This is a genomic window from Rhizobium sp. Root482 (assembly GCF_001426565.1).
GTDB lineage: Bacteria > Pseudomonadota > Alphaproteobacteria > Rhizobiales > Rhizobiaceae > Pararhizobium.
In genome coordinates, this window is record NZ_LMFA01000022.1 from 518222 (window position 1) to 541278 (window position 23057).

The following is a 23057-nucleotide window of genomic DNA, read 5'->3' on the forward strand; positions in this document are numbered from 1 at the left end:
ACACGGAATTTCCTTCTACCTATGCCGAACAGATTAGCAATAATACCTGGACTCTTCGCCTCAATGGCCATTGCCGCCCTCGCCTATCTCGTCGCCTTCGCCGAGACTGCGCTCGGCGGGCGGGTCTGGTTCGATGCGCTGGTCCTTTCCATTGTCCTTGGAACGGGGGTGCGCACCGCCTTGCCCCTGCGGCCCCTCTTCGGCCCCGGCATCCATTTTGCCGCAAAGACGATCCTCGAATTCGCGATTGTGCTGCTCGGTGCCTCCGCAAGTGCCAGCATGATCGCGGATGCCGGCATGCCTGTGATCGTTCTGGTCGTCTCGCTCGTCCTTCTCTCCCTTGCCGTCAGCTACGGCATTTCGCGCGCCTTCGGGCTTTCCCGTCACCTCGCCACCCTCGTCGCCTGCGGCAATTCCATCTGCGGCAATTCGGCCATCGTCGCGGCGGCGCCGGTCATCGGCGCGCGGGCGGACGACATCGCCTCCTCGATCGCCTTTACCGCGGCGCTCGGAATCGTCATGGTCCTGTTGCTTCCGGCCGTATCGCAGGTCCTCCCGATGACGGAATGGCATTACGGCATCCTCGCCGGGATGACCGTCTATGCCGTCCCGCAGGTGCTCGCAGCCACCGCGCCCATCGGCCCGGTCGCCGTACAGGTCGGAACGATCATAAAGCTGCTGCGGGTGTTGATGCTCGGGCCGGTCATCATCTTCCTCGGCATCGCCCGCGGCAACGGCGGCCGGACGGGCCTCACCTTCCGGCAGGTCTTTCCATGGTTCATCATCGGCTTCTTCGCCATGATGCTCCTGCGCTCCGCCGGTGGTATCCCGGAAGAAGCGCTTTCCCCGATCAAACATCTCGAAACCGCCCTCACGACGATCTCGATGGCCGCCCTCGGCCTCTCGGTCGATCTGCGCTCCATGCTCGCTTCCGGCGGCCGCGTCCTGCTTGCCGGCATATTCTCGGTCGTGGCCCTTGCTTCGATGACCTGTCTCGCCCTCTTTCTTATCCCCGTCTTCTGAGTGGGCCGAGCAAGCATCTGATCCTCTCCGGGGCCGGTAAAGTGCAGTCCAGCCCGGGACCGCCGTAAAAACTGATAAGGCCATGGAATAAACGAGGCCTTGAGGCGTCTAGCGCATATGCCCATCGACGATCAAAATGGGGATGCGTCCGCGTGGCCGGGCGCACCGCCCATCTGAGGTGCTGAAATGACACAGGACATGGTGAAGCTCATCGAGCCGATCATTCCGGCGCTCCGCCGCTATGCCCGCGCCTTGATGAAGGATCGTTCCGCCGCCGACGACCTCGTCCAGGATTGCCTGGAACGGGCCATCGAGCATTGGCACCAGCGGCGCAAGGACGGCAGCCCCCGCGCCTGGATTTTCGCCATTCTGCACAATCTGGCCATGACCCGGCTGCGGCGCACCACGCAGCGTCCGGCGCATGTCACCCTGGACGATGCGGATGACAGAAGCCTCTCGGTCGCCGCCCGCCAGGAGGACCGCTTGCGCTACCGCGACCTGCTCCATGCCATCGATCTCCTGCCGGAGGACCAGCGCAGCGTCCTCCTGCTTGTCACGGTCGAGGAACTGTCCTACGCCGATACGGCGCAGGCCCTGAACATTCCGATCGGAACCGTCATGTCCCGTCTGTCCCGCGCCCGCGAACGCCTGCACAAGCTGATGTCGGGGGATGCCAGCCTACAGTCGAGCCACCCTCATCTGCGGAGCGTGAAATGAGCACGAGCCCCATCACCGAAGACGACCTCAACGCCTTCGTCGATCATGCACTGGAGCCGGCGCGCCACGCGGAGGTCGTCGCCTATCTGGAGACCCATCCCGATGTCGCGCGCCGGGTCGCCGGCTACTGCGAGCAGCGCGAACAGCTGCGTGCGGCCCTTGCCCCGATCGCCGAGGAGCCGCTGCCGCCCGAACTCAACCTGTCGCGCCTCATTGCCGAGCGCCGCCGGCCGCGCCCGGCCCGCAGATGGGCCATGGCGGTGGCAGCCACGCTTCTGTTGTCGTTCGGCGGCGCCGGTGGCTGGATGCTGCGCGATATGGGGCTGCCCACTTCCAGGGGTCTTGAAACGATCGCGCAGGAGGCAGCCGACAGCTACAGGGTCTACGCCGCCGACCGGAACCGCCCGGTGGAAATCCGTGCCGACGAGCGGCCCGCCCTTGCGCAATGGGCGGCGAGCCGGCTCGGACGACCGGTTGCCATCCCGGACCTCGCGGCATCCGGCTATCGCTTCATGGGCGGGCGCGTCGTGCCCACCAATCACGGCCCGGCGGCAATGTTCATGTATGACGACGACAAGGGCACCCGCCTTGTCATGCTTGCCCGCCCGATGGCCATTGAGCGGGAGGGGCCGATGTCTCCCTATTCGAACGGCGACGTGAACGGCTATGCCTGGTCCGAAGGCGGCCTCGGCTACAGCCTCGTCGGCCCGGTGGAGGCCGCAAGGCTCCACCCGACCGCCGACGAGGCGCGCCGCCAGTTGAAGAACAGCGTCTAGCGCATCTCGGGGAACAGAGATGGACGGCCCCGGCTTCGCTCGCTTTGAGCGGGCTTGGGATACCGTTGCCTCCTTGCCAACCGTCCCCTGGGTCGAGAGCACCGGCAAGGCTCGGCTGCCGATGCCGTTCATCCGTCACACCTCCGCCCTTCACGCGACCGTGATCGCGGCGACTGGAATAAGAGCCGGTCCGGTGAGTCAAACAGGCGACAACGAAAGGAAGCCAGATGACCACTGAACCAACCCATTATATCCGTCGCCGTACCGTCCTCCAGGTTGCCGGCGCCATTGCCGCCGCCAGCGTCGTTCCCGCCTTCGGCAGGGCCAATGCCGCCGAGACCGCCGGCCCCAAGCCCGGCGACCGCGTTTTCCTCACCAATGAGGATTCCAATACGCTGACGGCCATCGACCCGGTAACCGACGAGATCATCGGCACCGTCAACCTGACGAGCTTCGACGAGGATCCCCGTCCTCCCTTCCGCTTCGTCACCGGCGGCGTCATGCCGGCGCATGGCGAGATGATACAGAAGCCGCTCTATCACGGCGCGATCTCGATCCATGGATGCGTTCCCTCGCCGGATTCCCGGACGTTTGCGACCTGCGGACGCGGCACCAGCAATCTCTATCTCGTCGATACCACGACATTGAAGGTCGTCGGCAATCAGCCCAATCCGCAGGCCAGCGACAAGACAAGCCCGGACGTCCTCACCACCGGCATCCTGGTTGGCCGCGAGCCGCACGAGCCGGTCTTCACCCGCAACGGCAAGGAAATCTGGGTCGCGGTGCGCGGCGAAGACCGGATAGCGGTCGTGGATGTCGAGAAGGCGCGGGGCGAATCCTCCGGGGAACTGCCGCGCGGTTCATCGGTGCGCGGCTTTATTCCGACCCTGATCGGCCCGGCGATGATCTGGTTTTCGGCCAAGGGCGAAACGGCCTTCGTCATTTCGCAGAAGCTTTCCCGCATCGAGGTTCTCAACGTCAAATATGATGCCGACGGCTTCTCCTCCGTGGAGCACAAGGCGACGATCGACACGACGCAGCAGGATCGCTTCGGGTTTGCGCCCTTCGTCAAGCTGTCGCCCGACGGCGAGGAGTTCTGGATTTCCCAGAAGCTCGCCGATGCCGTCTCGGTCTACAGCGCGTCTGGAGAACATGGACTGCAAGACTATGTCATGCTCGGCGAAAAGGCACGGCCCAACCATGTCGAATTCGTCAGCAACGAACGCGCCAGCGTCGCCTATGTCACATTCGCCCGCGTCGATGACGACGGCCCGGACGGGGTTGCCTCCAGCCGGATCGGGATCATCGACCGGTCGGCCAAGTCGGGCGAGCGCCGCGTCGTCGGCGATTTCTTCAGCCATGGACGGGAATCGCACGGCATCTGGACGGATCCTTCCAACACCAAGCTTTATGTCGCGCACGAACTCGACGAACTGCCGGACACGCCCAATGCCGGACAGACCGTCTGCACCGTCTTCGACGTCACGGACCCGATGAAGCCGCGCTTCCTTCGCCAGATTCCGCTGGGCACGCTGGATCTGCCGTCGGGAAAGCTGCGCAACAAGAAATCGATCAACCTCGTCTACGTTCGCCCCGGTTCGCCGAGCGAAACGGCATAAGGAGAAATGAGATGCCCCTGACACGCCGAGCATTTTTCCCGACGGGCTGGTTTGGCGACACGGCGGACGCCGATGTCGTCAACGCGCCGGCCGGGGATGGTTACCTCGCCGATATCTGTTCGTCGAAACCCGGCAAGCCGGCGGCGCCAGGGGTCGATCCGCTGGACTATGCCAGATTCACCGCGGGAATGCGGACCGGCATGGACAAGATGATGCTCGACATGGACGAGGACCCGCCCTCCGGCGACCCGGACCTCGATTTCCTCGTCATGATGATCCCCCATCACTGGGGCGCCACCGAAATGGCCCGGCTCGTGCTTCTTCACGGACGCGATCCTCTCGTGCGGGAAATCGCCGAGAAGATCCTGGCCACGCAGGTCTCGGAGATCGAGGGCATGCGTGGCCGGCTGGCGGCATTGCGCGAAAGCGGAGAAATCTATCCTTCCCTGACGGGCAATCGGGGTTAGGAGGCGACGGCCACGCCCCGGCTGGTTGATGGCGCCGCGCACAATCAGGTCGGCATTATAATTTCTGTTATAATCCGCACGGGCGAAGTCTAGCGATGCGGCGGCTACTTGCCTGGGAATGCCCAATCTCTGCCAGCCGCTCCGAGACGCATGCCTTAGATCCACGAGGCCTGCGTCCTTGGCAGGCGGCCGTCGGGATCGATGATGTCGAGCTGTGGCGCGCCGGGCGCGTTCCAGCGCCAGAGCGCCACGCAGGTCCCGCCCGGCGACATGAAGGAGGGATAGACCACACCGTCATAGCCCTGCCCGATCAGCCGGTCGCGCAGCCGGTAAGTTTCGGGAACGGCGCCCCGGTCGATCTCCATCCGCCATTCGCAGCGGTGGATATTCTCGGAAATCCCAAGTTCGGCCAGCACTGCGGCATCGGTCAGGTCGGCGAGCGCGGCGTCCTCAAGCTGAAGCTGGGCGATCAGGGCAGGATGCTGGACGAAGCCCTGATTATATTCCGCCCAGGCGGTGGAGAGTTCGCGGGCTGCATAGATGGTCGGCGCGCCCAAGGGGTTCCAGCGCCCCCCGAACCGCGCGGCCCCCTCGCCCGAAAGCGGCGCGAAGGCCCATTTCGGCACGAAGGCGCGCCACAATTGCACCGCGTTGGAACGCTCGAGCCTACCGCTCCCTTCAGGCATAGACGCCGGACCGGACCGCCTCGAGATAGGCAAGCACCTTGTCCGACTTGCCCTCGCTCACCAGATCATAGGCCGTCTTGCCGGCCCAGCCGGGGATCGGCTGGTGCTTGAACCAGATGATCGCGCGGTTCTCGTCGCCGGCCATTTCGCTGGCCATGGCGAGGATGCGCACCACATGGCTGAGCGCATTGTCGACCTTGCGGGCGCTCGATTTCGCCGTCAGCGTGTTGCGGGCAACACCGATCAGCCGGGCAAGCTCGGATAGCGTCAGTCCGAGCTTCTCCGAAACGCGGCCGGCGGAAAGAAACGGCGTCTGGCCATCGCTGAAATGCGTCGCCGCCATGTCGAAGCTTAGGGCTGTCATGGCATTCTCCTGTCATAGTTTGATCAATCCTCTATCAAAATATGCGCAAATCATGCCTTATTCAAGTGCCGTCAGATCTTTTGCCGCCACCCCGGCTGGCGCCGCTCCAGGAAGGCCGAAATGCCTTCCCTCGCCTCTGCCGTCTCCCAGCAATCGGCCAGCCGCTCGATCGTCGCATCGATGACCGCCTCGGTGATCGGCATGCCGAGCGAGCGGGCGAGCGCCTTGGCGCGGCCAACGGCGCCCGGCGCCACCTGTAGATAGGGCAGCACCTCCGCCTCCACCGCCGCATCGAGATCCGTCGTCGCAACGACCCTGGTCAGGAGCCCTGCGCGCTGCGCACTTGCCGCATCGATGATCTCGGCGGACATGAACAGCGGCCGGGCCCGGCCCTCGCCGATGCGGGCGATCACATAGGGACTGATTGTCGCCGGGATCAGCCCCAGCCGGGTCTCCGTCAGTCCGAATTTCGCCGTTTCGGCCGCGATCGCCACATCGGCAATGCAGAGCAGGCCGATGCCGCCGCCGAAGGCATTGCCATGCACCCGGGCAATCAACGGCTTTTCCAGCTCGTTCAGGGCCTTGAACATCAGGGCCAGCCGCCGCGCTTCCACCATCCGGGTCTGCCGGTCGGCCTCGATCTGCACCCGCATCCAGCCAAGATCGCCGCCGGCGCAGAAACTTGCCCCTTCGCCCGAAAGAACGACCACACGCACATTTTCATCGGTGCTGAGGCGTGCCGCCACCGCGGTCAGTTCGTCGATCATCGCCGCCGACATGGCATTGTGCTTTTCCGGGCAGGCAAGCGTCAGGTACGCCACGCCCCGGCCGTCGATCGCCAGGCGGATCGTTTCAAATGTCATGCCGCACTCCTCAAACCACGCGCAAAATCGCTAGCCCTTTCAAGCGCGTCCTGCGCAAGACCGGTCTCGAAACCCTGCGCCCTTAGATAGCGATCGACCAGCAGCGTATCGACATTGCCCTTGGCGCCCGGTGCATAGGGGCAGCCGCCAAGGCCGCCGACCGAGGCGTCGAACACCCGGAGGCCGCGCTCCAGTGCCACGCCGATATTGTCGAGTGCCCGGCCGTCCGTATCGTGGAAATGCCCGGCCAGCCGGAAGACCGGCATAGTTTCAAGCACCGCATCCAGCATCCGCTCCACCGCCTCCGGCCTGCCCTTGCCGATCGTGTCGCCAAGGCTGATCTCGTAACAGCCAAGCGCTTCAAGCCGCGTCACGACACCCGCCACGGCAACCGGTGCCACGGCGCCCTCATAGGGGCACTCCACCACGCAGCTGACATAGCCGCGCACCGGAATGCCGTGATGACGAGCCGCCTCTGCCACGGGACGAAAGCGCTCTAGGCTTTCGTCGATCGAGCAGTTGATATTCTGGCGCGAAAAACTCTCCGATGCGGAGGCGAAGATCGCCACCTCGTCGGCGCGGGCCGAAAGCGCCGCCTCGAACCCTTTGAGATTGGGCGTCAGCACCGCATAGCGAACCCCAGGATTGCGCAATATCCCGGCCATCACCTCGGCGGCATCGCCAAGCTGCGGCACCCATTTCGGGCTGACGAAACTGGTGACCTCGATGCGTTCGAAACCGCAATCCGAAAGCATGTCGACGAGCCGGATCTTTTCATCGGTGCCGATCAGGGCCTTCTCGTTCTGAAGCCCGTCCCTGGGCGACATTTCGACGATCGTCACATGCGGCGCTCCAGCCGCTAGTTGCGCGGCCGACATCAGGCGTCCTCCGGCTTCAGCGAAAGCAGCAGCGTGCCCTCGCTCGTCTGGTCGCCCTCGGCAACCGAGAGCGTCTCGACGATCCCGTCACGGCTCGCGGTAAGCGTCAGCTCCATCTTCATCGCCTCCATGACGATCAGGGCATCGCCGGAAGAGACCGCGTCGCCCTCGCGCACCCTGACCAGCTTGATCAGGCCCGGCATCGGCGCAATGAGATGATCGCCGCCTTGAGAATCTTCAGCCGCCTGGTCGAGCGGATCGATGGTGTGGAATTCATGGACCCGACCGTCGAGGATCAGGCCCAGGCCGCGCGGCAGGGCCAGTACCGTGATGCCGATCTGCCGGCCGTCGATTTCCGCCTGGCAACCGCTTTCCGTCCTGCCGCCGATCCGCACCGGAACGATCCGATCGCCAATATGGACGGCAAACAGGTCGAGACCGCGCGCTGCCACTCGCAGGCTGTGCCGCTCGCCCTGATGATCGAGCGTCACCGTGCGGGTCGCCTGCCCCCAGATCTGCCAATGGCCAAGCGAGGCGAAGGGATCGCCGGCCGGCGGCGTCTTGAGAATGCCGAGCGAGACGACGGCCGCAAGCGCCACCACCGTAGCGTCAGGCGCCTCCCGTTGCGTCAGCCCTTCGACCTCACGGTCGATCAACCCCGTATCGGGATGGCCGGCCACGAAATCCGCCTGCTCGCTCAGCCGGGCCAGAAAATCGAGATTATTGGCGACGCCGCCGATATGGCTCACCTTCAGCGCCTGCGTCAGCCGGGCAAGGGCGGCGGCGCGCGTCGGCCCGTGGACGATCAGCTTGGCGATCATCGGATCGTAAAAGGGGCTCACCCGGTCGCCCTGCCGCACGCCGGTATCGATGCGGGCGCCGGTTTCGGGAAAGCTGAGATGCGAAAGCCTGCCGGTCGAGGGCAGGAAGCCGCGCGCCGGATCCTCGGCATAGACCCGCGCCTCGAAGGCCCAGCCGTCGATCGCAAGCTCCGACTGCTTCTTCGGCAGGGGCTCCCCGGCCGCCACCCGCAATTGCCATTCCACCAGGTCAAGCCCGCTGATCGCCTCCGTTACCGGATGCTCGACCTGCAGCCGCGTGTTCATTTCCATGAAGAAGAACCTGTCCGGCCACAATCCGTCCGTGACATCGGCGATGAACTCCACCGTGCCGGCACCGCTATAGCCGATCGCCTGGGCGGCGCGCACGGCGGCATCGCCCATGGCGTGCCGCATCTGCGCCGTCATGCCCGGCGCCGGCGCCTCCTCGATCACCTTCTGGTGGCGCCGCTGCAGCGAACAATCCCGCTCGAACAGATGCACGACATTGCCATGCCGGTCGCCGAACACCTGGATTTCGATGTGACGCGGCTTGGTGAGATATTTCTCGATCAGCACCGCGCCATCAGCGAAGGCCGCCACGGCCTCGCGCCGTGCCGCCTCGAGCGCAGCGGCAAATTCGTCTTCCCGGTCAACCCGGCGCATGCCCTTGCCGCCGCCGCCGGCCCGGGCCTTGATCAGCACCGGATAGCCGATTTCGGCCGCCCGTTCGCCGAGGAAGGCCGCGTCCTGGTTGTCGCCATGATAGCCCGGAACCACCCGTACGCCCGCCTTTTCCATCAGCGCCTTGGCCGCATCCTTCAGCCCCATGGCGCGGATGGCGGAAGGCGAAGGGCCGATGAAGGCGAGGCCCGCCGCCTCCACCGCTTCGGCAAATTCCGCATTCTCGGACAGGAAGCCATAGCCCGGATGCACCGCCTCTGCCCCGGACTTTTCCGCGGCGGCCAGGATGCGCTCGATCGACAGATAGCTTTCACTCGCCGCCGCCGTACCGATGCGGAAGGCCTCGTCGGCCAGTTCGACATGCAGTGCCGCCGCATCCGCATCGGAATAGACGGCCACCGTGCGGATGCCGAGGCGCTGCGCCGTGCGGATGATGCGGCAGGCGATTTCGCCGCGATTGGCAATGAGGATCTTCGAAAACATCGATACCGTCCCGGTCTATTGCGCGGCCGTCACCTCGACCTCGAGAAGCCAGGCCTCGTCGAAGATGCCGGCGATCACCACCGTCATCGCCGGCGCCAGGCTTCCGAGATAATCGCTGCGGATTTCGCGATTGGCGGTGGCGTGGTGCCTATCGGCAAGATAGGTGGTGATCTTGACGATATCCGCCTTGCCCATGCCGGCCGCCTTCAGCTGCGCATCGATATTCAGCCAGACCTGGCGCGCCTGCGCCTCGAAGCCGGCGGGCAAGACATCATCCGAGGCGGTTGGAATCTGGCCGCTGACGAACAGCACCCTGCGGAAATCCTCGATCGCGACCGCCTGCGAATAGCCGCCGCGCGGCTGGGGCGCATTCATGGCATTGTGTATTTCGCGTTTCATGATCGTCTCCTCACATCCTGAACAGGCCGAAGCGGGTGTCCTCGATCGGGGCATTCAGCGCCACGGCCAGCGAAAGCGCCAGCACGTCGCGGCTCTTGCGCGGGTCGATGATACCATCGTCCCACAGCCGCGCCGAGGCATAGAGCGGATGGCTCTGGGTTTCGAACAGGTCGAGCACCGGCTGCTTGAACGCGGCTTCGGCCTCCGGCGTCCAGGGCGTTCCCGCGCGCTTCAGCGCATCGCCGCGCACGCTTGCGAGAACGCCGGCCGCCTGCTCGCCGCCCATCACCGAAATCCGGTTATTGGGCCAGGTCCACAGGAAGCGCGGCGAAAAGGCCCGTCCGCCCATGCCGTAATTGCCCGCCCCGAAGGAACCGCCGACCAGCATGGTGATCTTCGGCACCTTCGTCGTCGCCACCGCCGTCACCAGCTTGGCGCCGTGCTTGGCAATGCCCTCGGTCTCGTATTTGCGACCAACCATGAAGCCGGTGATATTCTGCAGGAAGACCAACGGTATCTTGCGCTGCGAGCAGAGCTCGACGAAATGCGCGCCCTTCAGGGCCGATTCCGAAAACAGCACGCCGTTATTGGCGATGATGCCCACGGGAATGCCGTGCACATGGGCAAAGCCGCAGACGAGCGTCGTGCCGTAGCGCGCCTTGAATTCGTCGAGCCGGGAGCCATCGACCACGCGAGCAATCACCTCTCGGATATCATAGGGCGTGCGCGGATCGGCGGGCACGATGCCGGCGATATCGTCGGGATCGTAGAGCGGTGCCTCGGGCACCTGCTGCTCGACCGCCGAAATGACCTGACGGTTCAGATTGGCAACCGTCCGGCGCGCCAAAGCCAGCGCATGGGCGTCGTCGCGGGCGAGATGATCGGCAACGCCCGAAAGCCGCGTATGCACGTCGCCGCCGCCAAGATCCTCCGAAGACACGATCTCGCCGGTGGCCGCCTTGACGAGCGGCGGGCCGGCCAGGAAAATCGTTCCCTGCCCCTCGACGATGATCGCCTCGTCGGACATGGCCGGCACATAGGCGCCGCCGGCGGTGCAGGAGCCCATGACCACGGCGATCTGCGCGATGCCGGCAGCCGACATATTGGCCTGGTTGAAGAAGATGCGGCCGAAATGATCGCGGTCGGGAAAGACCTCGTCCTGGTTCGGCAGGTTGGCACCGCCCGAATCCACCAGGTAGATGCAAGGCAGATTGTTCTCGGCGGCGATCTCCTGCGCCCGAAGATGTTTCTTCACCGTCATCGGATAATAGGTGCCGCCTTTGACCGTCGCGTCGTTGCTGACGATCATGCAGTCGCGGCCCGAAACCCGGCCGATCCCCGTAACCAGCCCGGCGCCGGGCGCGTCGCCGTTATAAAGCCCGTGCGCGGCGGTCTGGCCGATTTCGAGGAACGGCGTCGCCGGATCGATCAGTTGCGCCACCCGCTCGCGCGGCAGCATCTTGCCGCGGCTGACATGACGCTCGCGCGCCGCCTCGCCGCCGCCGCCCGCCGCCAGGGCCGCCGCCTCCTCCACCACCCGCATTGCCTCGCCCATGGCCTCCCGGTTTGCCCGGAAGGCATCCGAGGATGTCGAAACCTGTGACTTCAGAACGGCCATTCGTCCTCCGATCGTCCAAATCTGCTTGCCCAAGCGGCCATTAGTGCATCACGCCGTTTCACCGAACAGTTCGCGGCCGATCAGCATGCGGCGGATTTCCGATGTGCCGGCGCCGATCTCGTAAAGCTTGGCGTCCCTTAGCAGGCGGCCGGCCGGATAGTCGTTTGTATAGCCGTTGCCGCCCAGCACCTGGACCGTTTCCAGCGCCATCGCGGTCGCCTTCTCGGCGGCATAAAGGATGCAGCCGGCCGCGTCCTTGCGGGTCGTCTCGCCACGATCGCAGGCAGCGGCCACCGCATAGACATAGGCGCGCGCCGCATTCATCGTCACATACATGTCGGCGATCTTGCCCTGCATCAGTTGGAATTCGCCGATTGGCTGGCCGAACTGCTTTCGCTCGTGCAGATAGGGAACCGCCACGTCCATGCAGGCCGCCATGATGCCGAGCGGCCCGGCCGACAGCACCACCCGCTCGTAATCGAGCCCCGACATCAGGATGCGCACGCCGCCACCGACCGATCCCAGAATATTTTCCTCCGGCACTTCGCAATCATCGAAGATCAGCTCGCAGGTATTGGAGCCGCGCATGCCGAGCTTGTCGAGCTTCTGGCCGGTGGAAAATCCGGCAAAGCCCTTCTCCACCAGGAAGGCGGTGATGCCGCGCGGCCCGGCTTCCGGATCGGTCTTGGCATAGACCACCAGCACATCGGCGTCAGGGCCGTTGGTGATCCACATCTTGTTGCCGTTCAGCACATGGCGGTCGCCGCGCCGCTCGGCCCTCAGCTTCATCGACACCACGTCCGAACCGGCGCCCGGCTCCGACATGGCAAGCGCGCCGACATGCTCGCCGGAGATCAGCTTCGGCAGGTAGCGCGCCTTCTGCGCATCGGTGCCGTTGCGGTTGATCTGGTTGACGCAGAGATTGGAATGGGCGCCGTAGCTCAGACCGACCGAGGCCGAGGCCCGGCTGATTTCCTCCATCGCCACGCAATGGGCGAGGTAACCGAGACCGCTGCCGCCATGGGCCTCGTCAGCGGTGATGCCGAGCAGGCCCATATCCCCCATTTCCCGCCAGAGCGGCATCGGGAATTGATTGTCGCGATCGATCGCCGCCGCCTGCGGCGCGATGCGCTCGCCGGCAAACCGGCGCACGGCCTCGCGCAACGCCTCGATTTCGTCGCCCAAGGCAAAACCTAAACCGCCCGAATACATGAAGCCTCCTCCTCGCACAGTCGCAAGGCCCCAAGACCCAGCGCGCGCCTGCTCTCCTCCCGAGATCGCAGCATCCCATCGATATATGTCGCCAAAACCATAAGCCGAGGCCCGCCGGGCCGATTTCCTCGTTCCTCCCCAGCCTCGTTTTTGGAGACTAGCATAGGCTTTTGCTAACTTCCGAACCAAGTGGAGCGGTTGCGCGCATGATTTGTAAAAATTCGCGGGGCAAAACCGGCCATTTGCAATAAGACCTCTGCAAGCCCCAGGGGTTCGCGGTATCGCCCAAACCCGGAACAGACGGCGAATCGACAATGGACGGAACATGACGGCAAGACAGATCGCGATCATCGGCGGCGGACCGGCCGGGCTCATGGCGGCGGAGACGCTTTCCCTGTCGGGCCATGCGGTGAGTGTCTATGACCGCATGCCGACCTTTGCCCGCAAATTCCTGCTGGCTGGGAAATCCGGCCTCAACATCACCCATTCCGAGGATTATCAGCGATTTGCCGCCCGCTTCGGTGCGGCTGGCGAGCGCCTGCGCCCCGCGCTCGACGCTTTCACCCCGCAGGATGTGCGTGCCTGGGCGGCGGACCTGGGCACCGACACCTTCGTCGGCAGTTCCGGCCGCGTCTTTCCACGGGTCATGAAAGCCTCGCCGCTTCTGCGCGCCTGGCTTGCCCGGCTGGAGGCGCGCGGCGTCCGGCTTTTGACGCGGCACCGCTGGATCGGCATCACCCCCACCGGCCATCTGTTCGAAACCCCGGCGGGGCCGATTGAGATCCGCTGCGATGCAAGCCTTCTGGCACTCGGCGGCGCCAGTTGGCCAAAGCTCGGATCGGACGGCGCCTGGGCCTCGCTTCTCGGCGCACATGGCATCGGCGTCAGCCCGCTTGAGCCCGCCAATTGCGGCTTCGATGTCGCCTGGAGCGAGGATTTCAGAACCCGGTTCTCCGGCGCCGCCTTGAAATCGACCACCGCCAGCTCCGACGCCGGAACGTTTCCGGGTGAATTCGTCGTCTCACAACATGGCATCGAGGGCAGCCTCGTCTATGCCCATGCCGCCGCACTGCGCGACCGGTTGAAACAGAGTGGACAGGTGGAACTCAACATCGATCTGGCGCCGGGAAGAAGCGTCGAGCGGCTGACAAGGGATCTGGCGCGCCAGGACGTGAAAGCCAGCCTCTCCAACAGATTGCGCAAGGGCGCCGGCCTGGAAGGGGTCAAATCGGCCCTGCTGCGGGAACTGGCCCCGAAATCCGCGCTCGGCGATCCCGCGGGGCTTGCGCGCCTCATCAAGGCTCTGCCGATCCCGCTCCTGCGGCCACGGCCTATCGCCGAGGCGATTTCAACCGCCGGCGGCATCCCCTGGGAGACGATCGACCGGAACTACATGCTGGAACGGGTGCCCGGTCTCTTCGTCGCCGGCGAAATGCTCGACTGGGAAGCCCCGACCGGGGGCTATCTGCTCACCGCCTGCCTTGCCACCGGCCGGGCGGCCGGACGCGGCATCGAGACATGGCTTGCGGGGGCTTGATCGGGAGGCTTGATCGGGCGGACAAGGCCTCGTCGCCCGCCTCCGGCAAAATCTAGTTTGCCACTCTCCTGTCGGCAGCGCTCTTCTGGTCGATCAGCGAAAAGATCGTCGAGCAGGGCACAACCTCATCGGAGCGAATCTTGACCGATCCATCCTTGCCGACGAGGAGCAGGGAAAAGAACCCATCGGCGACGTCCAGATCGTAGCGGATCGCATACGGGTTGAGGTCTTCGTCCGGGCCGAACAGAACCCGGACATCCGTCTGGCCGATTTCCAGCACGACGAGGTCGCGCTCGCGCAGTCCGTCCGCCTCGGCCAGAAGCAGGCTTGCCTGTCGCGTCGCCTCGATATTCGGGCTGTCAGGAAAGATGACCAGCACCCGGTAGCGCCATTCGAAATCGGCAAGGCTTGCGCCGCCATGACGCGGATCGACATCGACACCGAAAATTTCGGCCGTCAGGGATTTCAGCATGAGATCTCTCCTTGGTCGCGTCAGGCGGACCGGTTGCCGACGACTTCAGGCGGAACGCGGCTCGATGGCTCCACACGCCCGGTCTCGGAATTGGCCTTTGCAGGATCTTCCGTCCGCTGCGACCGGCCGCTGCGGGCCGGCGGCGCGCCGGGATCATCCGCCTCGGTTTCCAGATTGCGGCCGCTGTCCGGCACCGGACCGAGATCGAGCGCCGGCGGTTCCGGCGCCCAGGTCGCCGCCGTCATCGGCGCGTCCTTATCCGGCATGCCCTTGCCCGGTCTGCCCCGGATCGTCTCCGCGTCGAGCCCATCATTCTTGGGATCGGTCATCTTCTTGCTCCTTTGGCTGAACCATCAGGAGATCAAACTTGCCATCCGACGTTTGGTTCCGGATTTCGCTTCAGGCCTCCGACAATGATCAGCCCTGCACGAGGATGGCGCGAAAATCATTGACATTGGTTCCGGTCGGCCCGGGCGTGAACAGGTCGCCCAGCGCGGCAAAACCCGACCAGCTGTCGTTTGCGCCCAGGAGCGCCGCCGCATCGAGGCCGAGGCCGGCAAGCCGGGACGCCGTCGTTCCATCGGCAAAGGCGCCGGCATTGTCTTCGGATCCATCGATACCATCCGTATCGGCGGCCAGCGCATGGATGCCCTTCATCCCGTCGATGCCCAAGGCCATTGACAGGAGAAATTCGCTGTTGCGTCCGCCCTTGCCCTTGCCCCGCAGGGTGACGGTGGTCTCGCCGCCCGAAAGGATGACAACCGGCTTGGTGAAAGGCCGGTCGCGCAGCGCGACCTCGCGGACGATGGCGGCGTGGACGCGGCCGACCTCGCGGGCCTCGCCCTCGATCGCATCCGAGAGGATCACCGCCTCGATACCCGCCGCGCGCGCCATTTCGGCCGCGGCCTCCAGCGAGACGCCGGCGGAAGCAACGAGCCGCACCGTGTTGCGCGCAAAACGAGGGTCGTCCGGAAGCGGCGCGGCGGAAGCCTCGCTACGGATGACGCCCATGATCTTTTCGGGCAAGCTCATCCGGTAACGCTCGATCACCGCCAGCGCGTCGTCGCGAGTGCTGGCATCGGCAATGGTCGGCCCGGAGGCAACCAATGCGGGATCGTCGCCGGGAATATCGGAAACGACGAGCGACACGACACGCGCCGGATGGGCCGCGAGCGCCAGCCGCCCGCCCTTGATCATCGAGACATGCTTGCGCACCGCATTCATCGCGGCAATCGGCGCTCCGGAAGCAAGCAGCGCGCGGTTGACGGCGATCTCGTCCTCCAGCGACAGACCACCCGCCGGCAGGGGCAGGAGCGCCGAGCCGCCGCCGCAGATCAGCGCCACCACAAGATCGTCCTCGCCAAGCCCGCTTACCGCCTCGATCAGCCGTTGCGAAGCCTTCAGCCCGTTTTCGTCGGGCAGCGGATGGGCAGCCTCCAGCACGGCAATCCGCTCGCAGGGCGCACTATAACCGTAGCGCGTGACGATTGTGCCGGTCAGCGGCCCGTCCCACAGCCTCTCGAACGCCCGCGCCATCTGCGCCGCCCCCTTGCCGGCGCCGATCACCACCGTGCGGCCCTTTGGCCGTTCCGGCAGGTTGGCGGCCAGCACTGTCTCAGGATCGGCGGCAGCGACGGCCGCATGGAACAGGTTTTCCAGAAAGGCTCTGGGTTCGGTAATGGCTGACATGAAATTTCCCCTGTTTGAATCCCCCTCATCCGCCCTTTGGGCACCTTCTCCCCTCGGGGAGAAGGTGCCCAAAGGGCGGATGAGGGGGCGCCGCTCACGAACATAAAGACGAACAATAGTACCGGGCGAGGCTCCTCTCCCCGCCCGGCCGGACCGTCAGGCGACCGCGTGGTTGGCCATGCGTTCCAGAGCCTTGACGAGACCCGAATGGTCGAGGCCAGCTTCGCCATTGGCAGCGCAGCTGTGGAACAGCTCCTGCGTCGCTGCCGTATTCGGTAGGGAAATGCCGAGCGATTTCGCCCCTTGCAGAGCGAGGTTCAGGTCCTTCTGGTGCAGCGAAATGCGGAAGCCCGGATCGAAGGTGCGCTTGATCATCCGCTCGCCATGCACTTCGAGAATGCGCGAGGAGGCAAACCCGCCCATCAGCGCTTCCCGAACCCGGGCCGGATTGGCGCCGGCCTTCGACGCGAAGACCAGCGCTTCCGACACCGCCTCGATCGTCAGCGCTACGATGATCTGGTTGGCGACCTTGGTCACCTGCCCGTCGCCGCAATCGCCGACCAGCGTGATGTTCTTGCCGATCAGCTGGAGGAGCGGCAGCGCCCGCTCGAAACTTTCGCTGGTGCCGCCGGCCATGATCGACAGCGACGCATTCCTGGCGCCCACTTCGCCACCGGACACCGGCGCGTCCATATATTCGGCACCCGTCCCGCGCACGATCCTTGCAAATTCCTTCGTCTCGATCGGCGAGATCGAGCTCATGTCGATCACCAGCTTGCCCCTCGACAGGCCGTGCGAAACGCCGTTCTCGCCGAACAGAACATCCTTCACGTCCGGCGTGTCCGGCAGCATAAGGATGGTGATATCGACCTGTTCGGCCAGCGCCTTCGGGGTCTCGGCGAATTGCAGGCCGTTGTCGATGAGTTCCTGTCTGGGCGGGATGTGGAATTTCGAGGTGACGACGGTGTGGCCGGCATCCTGCAGATGACGCGCCATCGGCGTTCCCATGATGCCCAGTCCGATAAAGCCGATTGTGGCCATGATGCTTAGCTCCTGATCCTGATAATGTCTGCGCCTTTTTCGGCGGCCCGTTCGGCGACAAGCCAGCCGAAGCCTTCGGTGGTGGTGGTGCGCGGCTTGTATTCGCAGCCGATGAAACCGTCGTAACCGGCGGCGTCCAGCGCCCCGAAAACGAAGGGATAGTTGATCTCGCCGGTGCCCGGCTCATTGCGGCCCGGATTGTCGGCAAGCTGGATATGGGCGATCCTGTCCTGATGCTTGCGGAACGTGCCGATCAGTTCTCCCTCGGTCCTTTGCTGGTGGTAGAGGTCATACTGGATGAACAGATTGTCGCTGCCGACCTCCTCGATGATCGAGGCCGCCTGGTCCACCGTGTTGAGATAGAAGCCCGGAATGTCGAACCGGTTGATCGGCTCAATCAGCAGCCTTATGCCGTGCCGGCCCAGTTCGTTTGCCGCAAGCTTCAAATTGGCGACGAAGGTTGCTCTGAGCACCGCATCGGACAGGCCGGACGGCGCGATGCCGGACAGGCAGTTGATCTGGCTGCAGCCAAGCGCCGTGGCATAGTCGATCGCCGAGGCGACGCCGCTCCTGAACTCATCGACCCTGTCGGGCAGCACGGCGATGCCGCGCTCGCCGCCGGCCCAATCGCCGGCCGGCAAATTGTGCAGCACCTGGGTCAATCCGTGGTCGTCGAGTGCCGAGCGCAGAACCTTCCGGTCGAAATCATAGGGAAAGAGATATTCCACCGCCGTGAAACCGGCCTTGGCGGCCAGCGCGAAGCGATCGAGGAAAGGCACCTCGTTGAAAAGCATGGTCAGGTTCGCCGCAAATCTGGGCATGGGAAATCCTCCTGTTTCAGTCGATGAGCGCCATGATCGCCGTCGGCGCATCCTCGCCGCGCTCGGCCAGGTCCTCGAACTCGACGACCGCATCGATATCGGCGCCCATGGAAATATTCGTGACGCGCTCGAGGATGAATTCCACGACGACCGGCACCTGGTGCTCATCCATCAGCGCCTTTGCCCTCTCGAAGGCATCCGCGAACTCGTTCGGGCTCTTCACCCGGATCGCCTTGCAGCCGAGCCCTTCGGCGACCGCCACATGATCGACGCCATAGCCCTTTTCCGCATCGCCGGACGCATTGATATTGTCGAAGGCGAGGCTCACCTCGAAATCCATGTTCAGCCCGCGCTGCGCCTGGCGGATGAGGCCGAGATAGGAATTGTTCACGACCACATGCAGATAGGGCAGCCTGTGTTGGGCGCCGACGGCCAGTTCCTCGATCATGAACTGGAAGTCATAGTCACCCGACAGCGCCACGATCGGCCGGTCGGGATCGGCGGCACGCACGCCGAGCGCTGCCGGCAGCGTCCAGCCGAGCGGGCCGGCCTGGCCGCAATTGATCCAGTTGCGTGGCCGGTAGACATGCAGGAACTGCGCCCCGGCGATCTGGCTCAGCCCGATGGTTGAGACATAGCAGGTGTCGCGGCCAAAGGCCTTGTTCATCTCTTCGTAGACACGTTGTGGCTTCAACGGGACCTGGTCGAAATGGGTCTTGCGCAGCATGGTCCGCTTGCGCTTACGGCATTCTTCCGCCCAGCCCGACCAATCCCTGAGCTTGCCCGCCGTCTTCCATTCGGTGGCGACGTCGAGGAACAGTTTCAGGGCTGCACCCGCATCCGAGACGATGCCGAAATCCGGCGCAAAGACCCGGCCGATCTGGGTCGGCTCGATATCGACATGGACGAATGTGCGGCCTTCCGTATAGGTCGGCACATTGCCCGTATGGCGATTGGCCCAGCGATTGCCAACGCCGAGCACGAAGTCGGAAGCCAGCAGATTGGCGTTGCCGTAGCGATGCGAGGTCTGCAGCCCGCACATGCCGGCCATCAGCGGGTGATCGTCCGGGATCGTGCCCAAGCCCATCAGCGTCGGGATGACCGGAATGCCGGTGATCTCGGCGAATTCGGTGAGCAGGTCGGAGGCATCCGCATTGATGATGCCGCCGCCTGCGACGATCAACGGCCGCTCGGCCGCGTTCAGCATGGCGATCGCCTTTTCCGCCTGCGCCCGCGTCGCCTTCGGCTTGTAGGCTTCAAGCGGTGCATAGGTATCGATGTCGAACTCGATCTCGGCCAGTTGCACATCGACCGGCAGATCGATCAGCACCGGACCCGGTCGGCCGGAGCGCATCAGGTGAAAAGCCTTCTGGAAGACGAAGGGCACCAGCGCCGGCTCCATCACGGTCACCGCCCATTTGGTCACCGGCGCGGCGATCCTGGCAATATCGACAGCTTGAAAATCCTCCTTGTCCAGCCTTGCGCGCGGCGCCTGGCCGGTGATGCAGAGGATCGGGATCGAATCCGCCTGGGCCGAATAGAGCCCGGTGATCATGTCGGTACCGGCCGGCCCGGATGTGCCGATGCAAACCCCGATATTGCCATGCCTGGCGCGGGTATAACCCTCCGCCATATGCGAGGCGCCCTCGACATGCCGCGCCAGGATATGGCGCACCGAGCCGCGCGCCTTCAGCGCCGAATAAAACGGATTGATCGCCGCGCCCGGAACCCCGAAGGCGCAATCGACGCCCTCCCGCTCCAGAACCAGAACCGCCGCATCGACTGCGCGCATTTTTGCCATGACTGTCTCCTCCATCCTGTGAGGAGGAAGTTAGATCAAATTTCGAGACGCGCAATTTTTAAATGGAAATCATTCTCATCATGTGGAAATAAACATTTTCAAGGAATTGAGTAGGAATGGAGGCGGACGGCATGCTGATAAGTGCACAAGAAATTTCCGATGGCGGAAACGATCTCCCTCTTCTCCCCCGCGGGGAGAAGTGCCGAACGCAGTGAGGCGATGAGGGGGCTTCGGCAAAGCCGGTGTCAGTGATGTGGAAAGATGGCCTTCAGCCCCCTCATCCGGCCTGTCGGCCTTCTCCCCGCTGGGGAGAAGAGGAAGATCGTTCCGCTTTCATCCACGATGCAATATGTTGTTGCCTAAGAGAACCACGGACCCGTCATGCCCGACCAGCCAACCAGACACGACCCCATCCGCGCCCGGCCCGGCCGCAAGGCGGGCGAAAATGCCACCCCTTCCTCCGTGCAGGTGCTCGACCGCAGCCTCAGGCTGCTCGACCTTGTGGCAGGTGCCGATGGTGCAGCACTCACCGACCTCTCCGACCAGTCCGGTATGGCGCCCTCCACCGTCCACCGGTTGCTGACCGCGCTCCAGGGCCATGGCATGGTTGCCCACGACGGCGAGACCGGCGCCTGGACGATCGGCGTCAAGGCCTTCGAGATCGGCAATGCCTTCCAGCGCTTCCGCAAGCTCGGCACGATCAGCCGCCCATACCTTAAACAGCTGATGGAAAGCTGCGGCGAAACCGCCAATATCGGCATCGTCGAAGAGGGTGATGTCGTCTTCCTGTCGCAGGTCGAAAGCCATGCGCCGATGCGCGCCTTCTTCCGCCCCGGTCGCCGCGGCCCGGTCCATGCGTCCGGCATCGGCAAGGCGGTGCTGTCCACTTGGGAGAGCACCGAAGTCGAGCGCCTTTTCTCCGCTCGGCCGCTCCTCCGCTTTACCGCAAACACCCGCGACAGCCTGCCCGGGCTGATGGCCGACCTCGAAATCATTCGCGGCCGCGGTTATTCCATCGACGACGAGGAACACACGCTCGGCATGCGCTGCCTCGCCGCGCCGATCTTCAACGAATATGGCGAAGCCATCGCCGGCATCTCCATCTCCGGCCCGGCGATCAGGCTTCCGGACGAAACGCTGGCAGCGCTCGGCCCGTGGGTGAAGGCGGCGGCGGAGGAGGTGACGCGGGCCATGGGGGGACGCTTCCCGCAGAGGGGTTCATCGGCGACCGGGTGAACTCCGGTCGCTCACGATATCGGGCCGAATGCGGCAGTCGCAGGCCAGGAAACTCAACCCTCAGCTCTGCCCCGCCATCCAGTCATGCCAATCGGCCTCGCTGCCGTGGAACACATTGAGGTCGATCCTGCCCTCGACGCCCTGCGAGAGGCCGGAGCCGGAATATTGCCAGAACATCCATTTGCGGCCCGGATAGACCTGTGACGGATGGGCGGCCACCGAGCGCAGCCAGAAGGGATAGGCCTTGAATTCGCCGGCCAGATTGTCACGGTAGAAATCCGGGGCGGTATAGATCACCGGGCGCTTGCCGTAGTGGCGTTCCAGCTTGTCCATGAAGACCTGCATCTTTTCCAGCGCCCTGGCGCGCGACAGGCGGTACTTGCAGCTGGATTCGCCGTTATATTCCACGTCGATCACCGGCGGCAGTGCGTCCGGGTCCCTCGGGACGTTGCGGATGAACCAGTCGGCCTGCTCGCCGGCCGTGCGGCACCAGTAGAAGAAATGATAGGCGCCGCGCTTCAGCCCGGCATCCTTGGCCCGGCGCCAGTTCGTCTTGAACATCGGGTCGAGATGGTCGCCGCCGTCGGTCGCCTTGATATAGGCGAAATTCGCCCCTTGCGTCCGCAGCGTCGCCCAGTCGATCTCGCCTTGCCAGCGGGAGACATCGACGCCGTGCACCGCATGCTTGCGCGGAGAGCGCTTGCCGAAATTGATCGGATGGGCGTCGCGGAACTGATGGCTGTAGATGCGCGTGCGCCGGCCGGGCCTTGCATCCGCGGAAGGGTCGCCAGGCGTCACCAGTGCGACCGGCCTTTCCATCGGGACGGCCATGCCCGCCACGGTCTCGGACTGGAAGACTTCCGGTGCAGGCACGCCGCCGGCAAAGGCAAGCTCGTGCGGCCGCGCCGCCGGCTCGCCGCTCGTCCCGTCGCTCACCCTGTTCCCGGCCACGCCGACCGCCGCCGTCGGCACCGGACCCGGCACGACCGAGCTGGTCACCTCCTTCGAGGGCAGCCCGGCGACGAGCGCTTCAGGCCCCGAACTGGAGGCGCAGCCCGAGAGAACAAGGCAGCCAAGGAAAATCGCCGCAACAGCCGATAGACGCATAGGACACTCACGCAAAACAGACACCAGGCGGCCATCGGCCTCCACCAGTCTCAAATGCTAACGGAAAATTACCAACAAAGATTGAATCCGATCTTTCTTACGTACGAATCCCCACTCTGACCGCCTGTCGGCAAGGATCACGCCACCCCCAAATGCCCCCGAGAGCCGGCATCGCGCGCCGACGACGGCTAGCTTCCGCAATGCCGACAGCTCCTCGGCCGTACCTCGAGCGCCCTGTTTCTCCGGCTCGCCCCTTCCTGTATATGCCGATCCCTTGGTCATCTCGCCCTCCACTCTCCGTCATCCTCGGGCTTGACCCGAGGATCCACGCCCCAGGCGATGGACAATGGGCGTGGCCCTGGATCCTCGGGTCAAGCCCGAGGATGACGGAGGGGGAGGAGCCGGTCGCGGAAATATCACCTTGGAGTGCGCGGCAGCCCGCAAACAGCCCAGGACATCGGCCTTTAAGAAGCCCGTAGCATCCACGATCCACCCCTTTCCGAGCAAAAATTCATCCCCGCTCATCCCCGCCCCATGAAACCTGTGTCACCTTACTCCCGTTCCGTCATTGGATACGCTGCCAGGCGTGGTGGTGAGGCGGGGCCGGTGCCGGATGGGGGCGGGACGCAAGTCTTCATTCGGTGGATGGGCAGAAAATGGTTTCCCTCTCGCCTGAAACAGGGCGGGGCGCGCTTGTGAGGCGCACATGAGGAGCGGCGACTGGGCTTGCCACAAGCAATCCCTTT

The 23057-nt window shown here is 64.5% G+C and carries 22 protein-coding genes; 7 read left to right on the plus strand and 15 right to left on the minus strand.

Annotated elements, in window-relative coordinates; all coding sequences use genetic code 11:
• Positions 1-63: 63 nt before the first annotated feature.
• The 5 genes from ASD31_RS18420 (at position 64) to ASD31_RS26835 (ending at position 4602) form a co-directional block, all read left to right on the plus strand.
• Positions 64-1023: a YeiH family protein gene (locus tag ASD31_RS18420; RefSeq protein ID WP_244483886.1), complete on the plus strand. Its 960-nt coding sequence runs from the start codon at positions 64-66 to the stop codon at positions 1021-1023.
• 186 nt (positions 1024-1209) lie between these two features.
• The gene (locus tag ASD31_RS18425) at positions 1210-1740 is read left to right on the plus strand and encodes an RNA polymerase sigma factor (RefSeq protein WP_244483888.1); all 531 of its coding nucleotides are present in this window, start codon (positions 1210-1212) and stop codon (positions 1738-1740) included.
• Positions 1737-2516, plus strand: coding sequence for an anti-sigma factor family protein (locus ASD31_RS18430; RefSeq protein ID WP_056337081.1), 780 nt, complete (start codon positions 1737-1739; stop codon positions 2514-2516). Before ASD31_RS18425 ends, ASD31_RS18430 begins: the two co-directional genes overlap by 4 nt.
• Positions 2517-2743: 227 nt before the next feature.
• Positions 2744-4135, plus strand: a complete 1392-nt coding sequence (locus ASD31_RS18440) for a YncE family protein (protein WP_056337088.1) — start codon at positions 2744-2746, stop codon at positions 4133-4135.
• An 11-nt stretch (positions 4136-4146) separates the two neighbouring features.
• Complete coding sequence (locus ASD31_RS26835; RefSeq protein WP_056337091.1) at positions 4147-4602, plus strand: DUF305 domain-containing protein; 456 nt, start codon at positions 4147-4149, stop codon at positions 4600-4602.
• Positions 4603-4757: 155 nt separating this feature from the next.
• On the opposite strand, the gene ASD31_RS18450 is transcribed toward ASD31_RS26835, so the two are convergent.
• From ASD31_RS18450 to ASD31_RS18485, 8 genes are all read right to left on the minus strand, one after another.
• Complete coding sequence (locus ASD31_RS18450; RefSeq protein WP_056337094.1) at positions 4758-5288, minus strand: RES family NAD+ phosphorylase; 531 nt, start codon at positions 5286-5288, stop codon at positions 4758-4760.
• On the minus strand, positions 5281-5652 hold the full coding sequence (locus ASD31_RS18455; RefSeq protein WP_056337096.1) for an antitoxin Xre/MbcA/ParS toxin-binding domain-containing protein: 372 nt from the start codon (positions 5650-5652) through the stop codon (positions 5281-5283). The genes ASD31_RS18450 and ASD31_RS18455 overlap by 8 nt, the downstream gene beginning before the upstream one ends.
• 71 nt (positions 5653-5723) lie before the next feature.
• Positions 5724-6515 (minus strand): crotonase/enoyl-CoA hydratase family protein, encoded by a 792-nt coding sequence (locus ASD31_RS18460; RefSeq protein ID WP_056337099.1) that lies wholly within the window; start codon positions 6513-6515, stop codon positions 5724-5726.
• Positions 6512-7393 (minus strand): hydroxymethylglutaryl-CoA lyase, encoded by an 882-nt coding sequence (locus ASD31_RS18465; protein ID WP_056337102.1) that lies wholly within the window; start codon positions 7391-7393, stop codon positions 6512-6514. The genes ASD31_RS18460 and ASD31_RS18465 overlap by 4 nt, the downstream gene beginning before the upstream one ends.
• On the minus strand, positions 7393-9378 hold the full coding sequence (locus ASD31_RS18470) for an acetyl/propionyl/methylcrotonyl-CoA carboxylase subunit alpha (protein ID WP_056337105.1): 1986 nt from the start codon (positions 9376-9378) through the stop codon (positions 7393-7395). Before ASD31_RS18470 ends, ASD31_RS18465 begins: the two co-directional genes overlap by 1 nt.
• Before the next feature lie 15 nt (positions 9379-9393).
• On the minus strand, positions 9394-9777 hold the full coding sequence (locus tag ASD31_RS18475) for a RidA family protein (RefSeq protein WP_056337108.1): 384 nt from the start codon (positions 9775-9777) through the stop codon (positions 9394-9396).
• A gap of 10 nt (positions 9778-9787) precedes the next feature.
• Positions 9788-11395 carry a carboxyl transferase domain-containing protein gene (locus ASD31_RS18480; RefSeq protein ID WP_056337111.1) on the minus strand — a complete coding sequence of 536 codons (1608 nt, stop codon included), beginning with the start codon at positions 11393-11395 and terminating at the stop codon, positions 9788-9790.
• A gap of 48 nt (positions 11396-11443) precedes the next feature.
• Entirely contained in the window at positions 11444-12607 is a 1164-nt protein-coding gene (locus ASD31_RS18485; protein WP_056337113.1) for an isovaleryl-CoA dehydrogenase, read from the minus strand.
• A 325-nt stretch (positions 12608-12932) separates the two neighbouring features.
• On the opposite strand from ASD31_RS18485, the gene ASD31_RS18490 reads away from it, so the two are divergent.
• Positions 12933-14144: a TIGR03862 family flavoprotein gene (locus tag ASD31_RS18490; protein ID WP_056337116.1), complete on the plus strand. Its 1212-nt coding sequence runs from the start codon at positions 12933-12935 to the stop codon at positions 14142-14144.
• Positions 14145-14196: 52 nt separating this feature from the next.
• Here the strand turns inward: ASD31_RS18490 and ASD31_RS18495 are convergent, their stop codons facing one another.
• The 6 genes from ASD31_RS18495 to gcl all read right to left on the minus strand — a co-directional run bounded on the left by ASD31_RS18495 (position 14197) and on the right by gcl (position 19968).
• Entirely contained in the window at positions 14197-14616 is a 420-nt protein-coding gene (locus tag ASD31_RS18495) for a DUF4174 domain-containing protein (RefSeq protein ID WP_056337118.1), read from the minus strand.
• A gap of 20 nt (positions 14617-14636) precedes the next feature.
• Positions 14637-14945 (minus strand): hypothetical protein, encoded by a 309-nt coding sequence (locus ASD31_RS18500; protein ID WP_056337121.1) that lies wholly within the window; start codon positions 14943-14945, stop codon positions 14637-14639.
• A gap of 88 nt (positions 14946-15033) precedes the next feature.
• On the minus strand, positions 15034-16305 hold the full coding sequence (locus ASD31_RS18505; protein WP_056337124.1) for a glycerate kinase: 1272 nt from the start codon (positions 16303-16305) through the stop codon (positions 15034-15036).
• Positions 16306-16461: 156 nt separating this feature from the next.
• Entirely contained in the window at positions 16462-17454 is a 993-nt protein-coding gene (locus ASD31_RS18510) for a 2-hydroxy-3-oxopropionate reductase (RefSeq protein ID WP_320409409.1), read from the minus strand.
• Positions 17352-18167, minus strand: coding sequence for a hydroxypyruvate isomerase (gene hyi, locus ASD31_RS18515; protein WP_056337132.1), 816 nt, complete (start codon positions 18165-18167; stop codon positions 17352-17354). Before hyi ends, ASD31_RS18510 begins: the two co-directional genes overlap by 103 nt.
• A 16-nt stretch (positions 18168-18183) precedes the next feature.
• The gene (gcl, locus tag ASD31_RS18520; protein WP_056337135.1) at positions 18184-19968 is read right to left on the minus strand and encodes a glyoxylate carboligase; all 1785 of its coding nucleotides are present in this window, start codon (positions 19966-19968) and stop codon (positions 18184-18186) included.
• 381 nt (positions 19969-20349) lie between these two features.
• Between gcl and ASD31_RS18525 the strand changes: the two genes are divergently transcribed.
• Entirely contained in the window at positions 20350-21204 is an 855-nt protein-coding gene (locus ASD31_RS18525) for an IclR family transcriptional regulator (protein ID WP_056337138.1), read from the plus strand.
• A 60-nt stretch (positions 21205-21264) separates the two neighbouring features.
• Here ASD31_RS18525 and ASD31_RS18530 read toward each other — a convergent pair whose 3' ends face one another.
• Entirely contained in the window at positions 21265-22311 is a 1047-nt protein-coding gene (locus ASD31_RS18530; RefSeq protein WP_056337141.1) for a GH25 family lysozyme, read from the minus strand.
• Between the last annotated feature and the right edge of the window lie 746 nt (positions 22312-23057).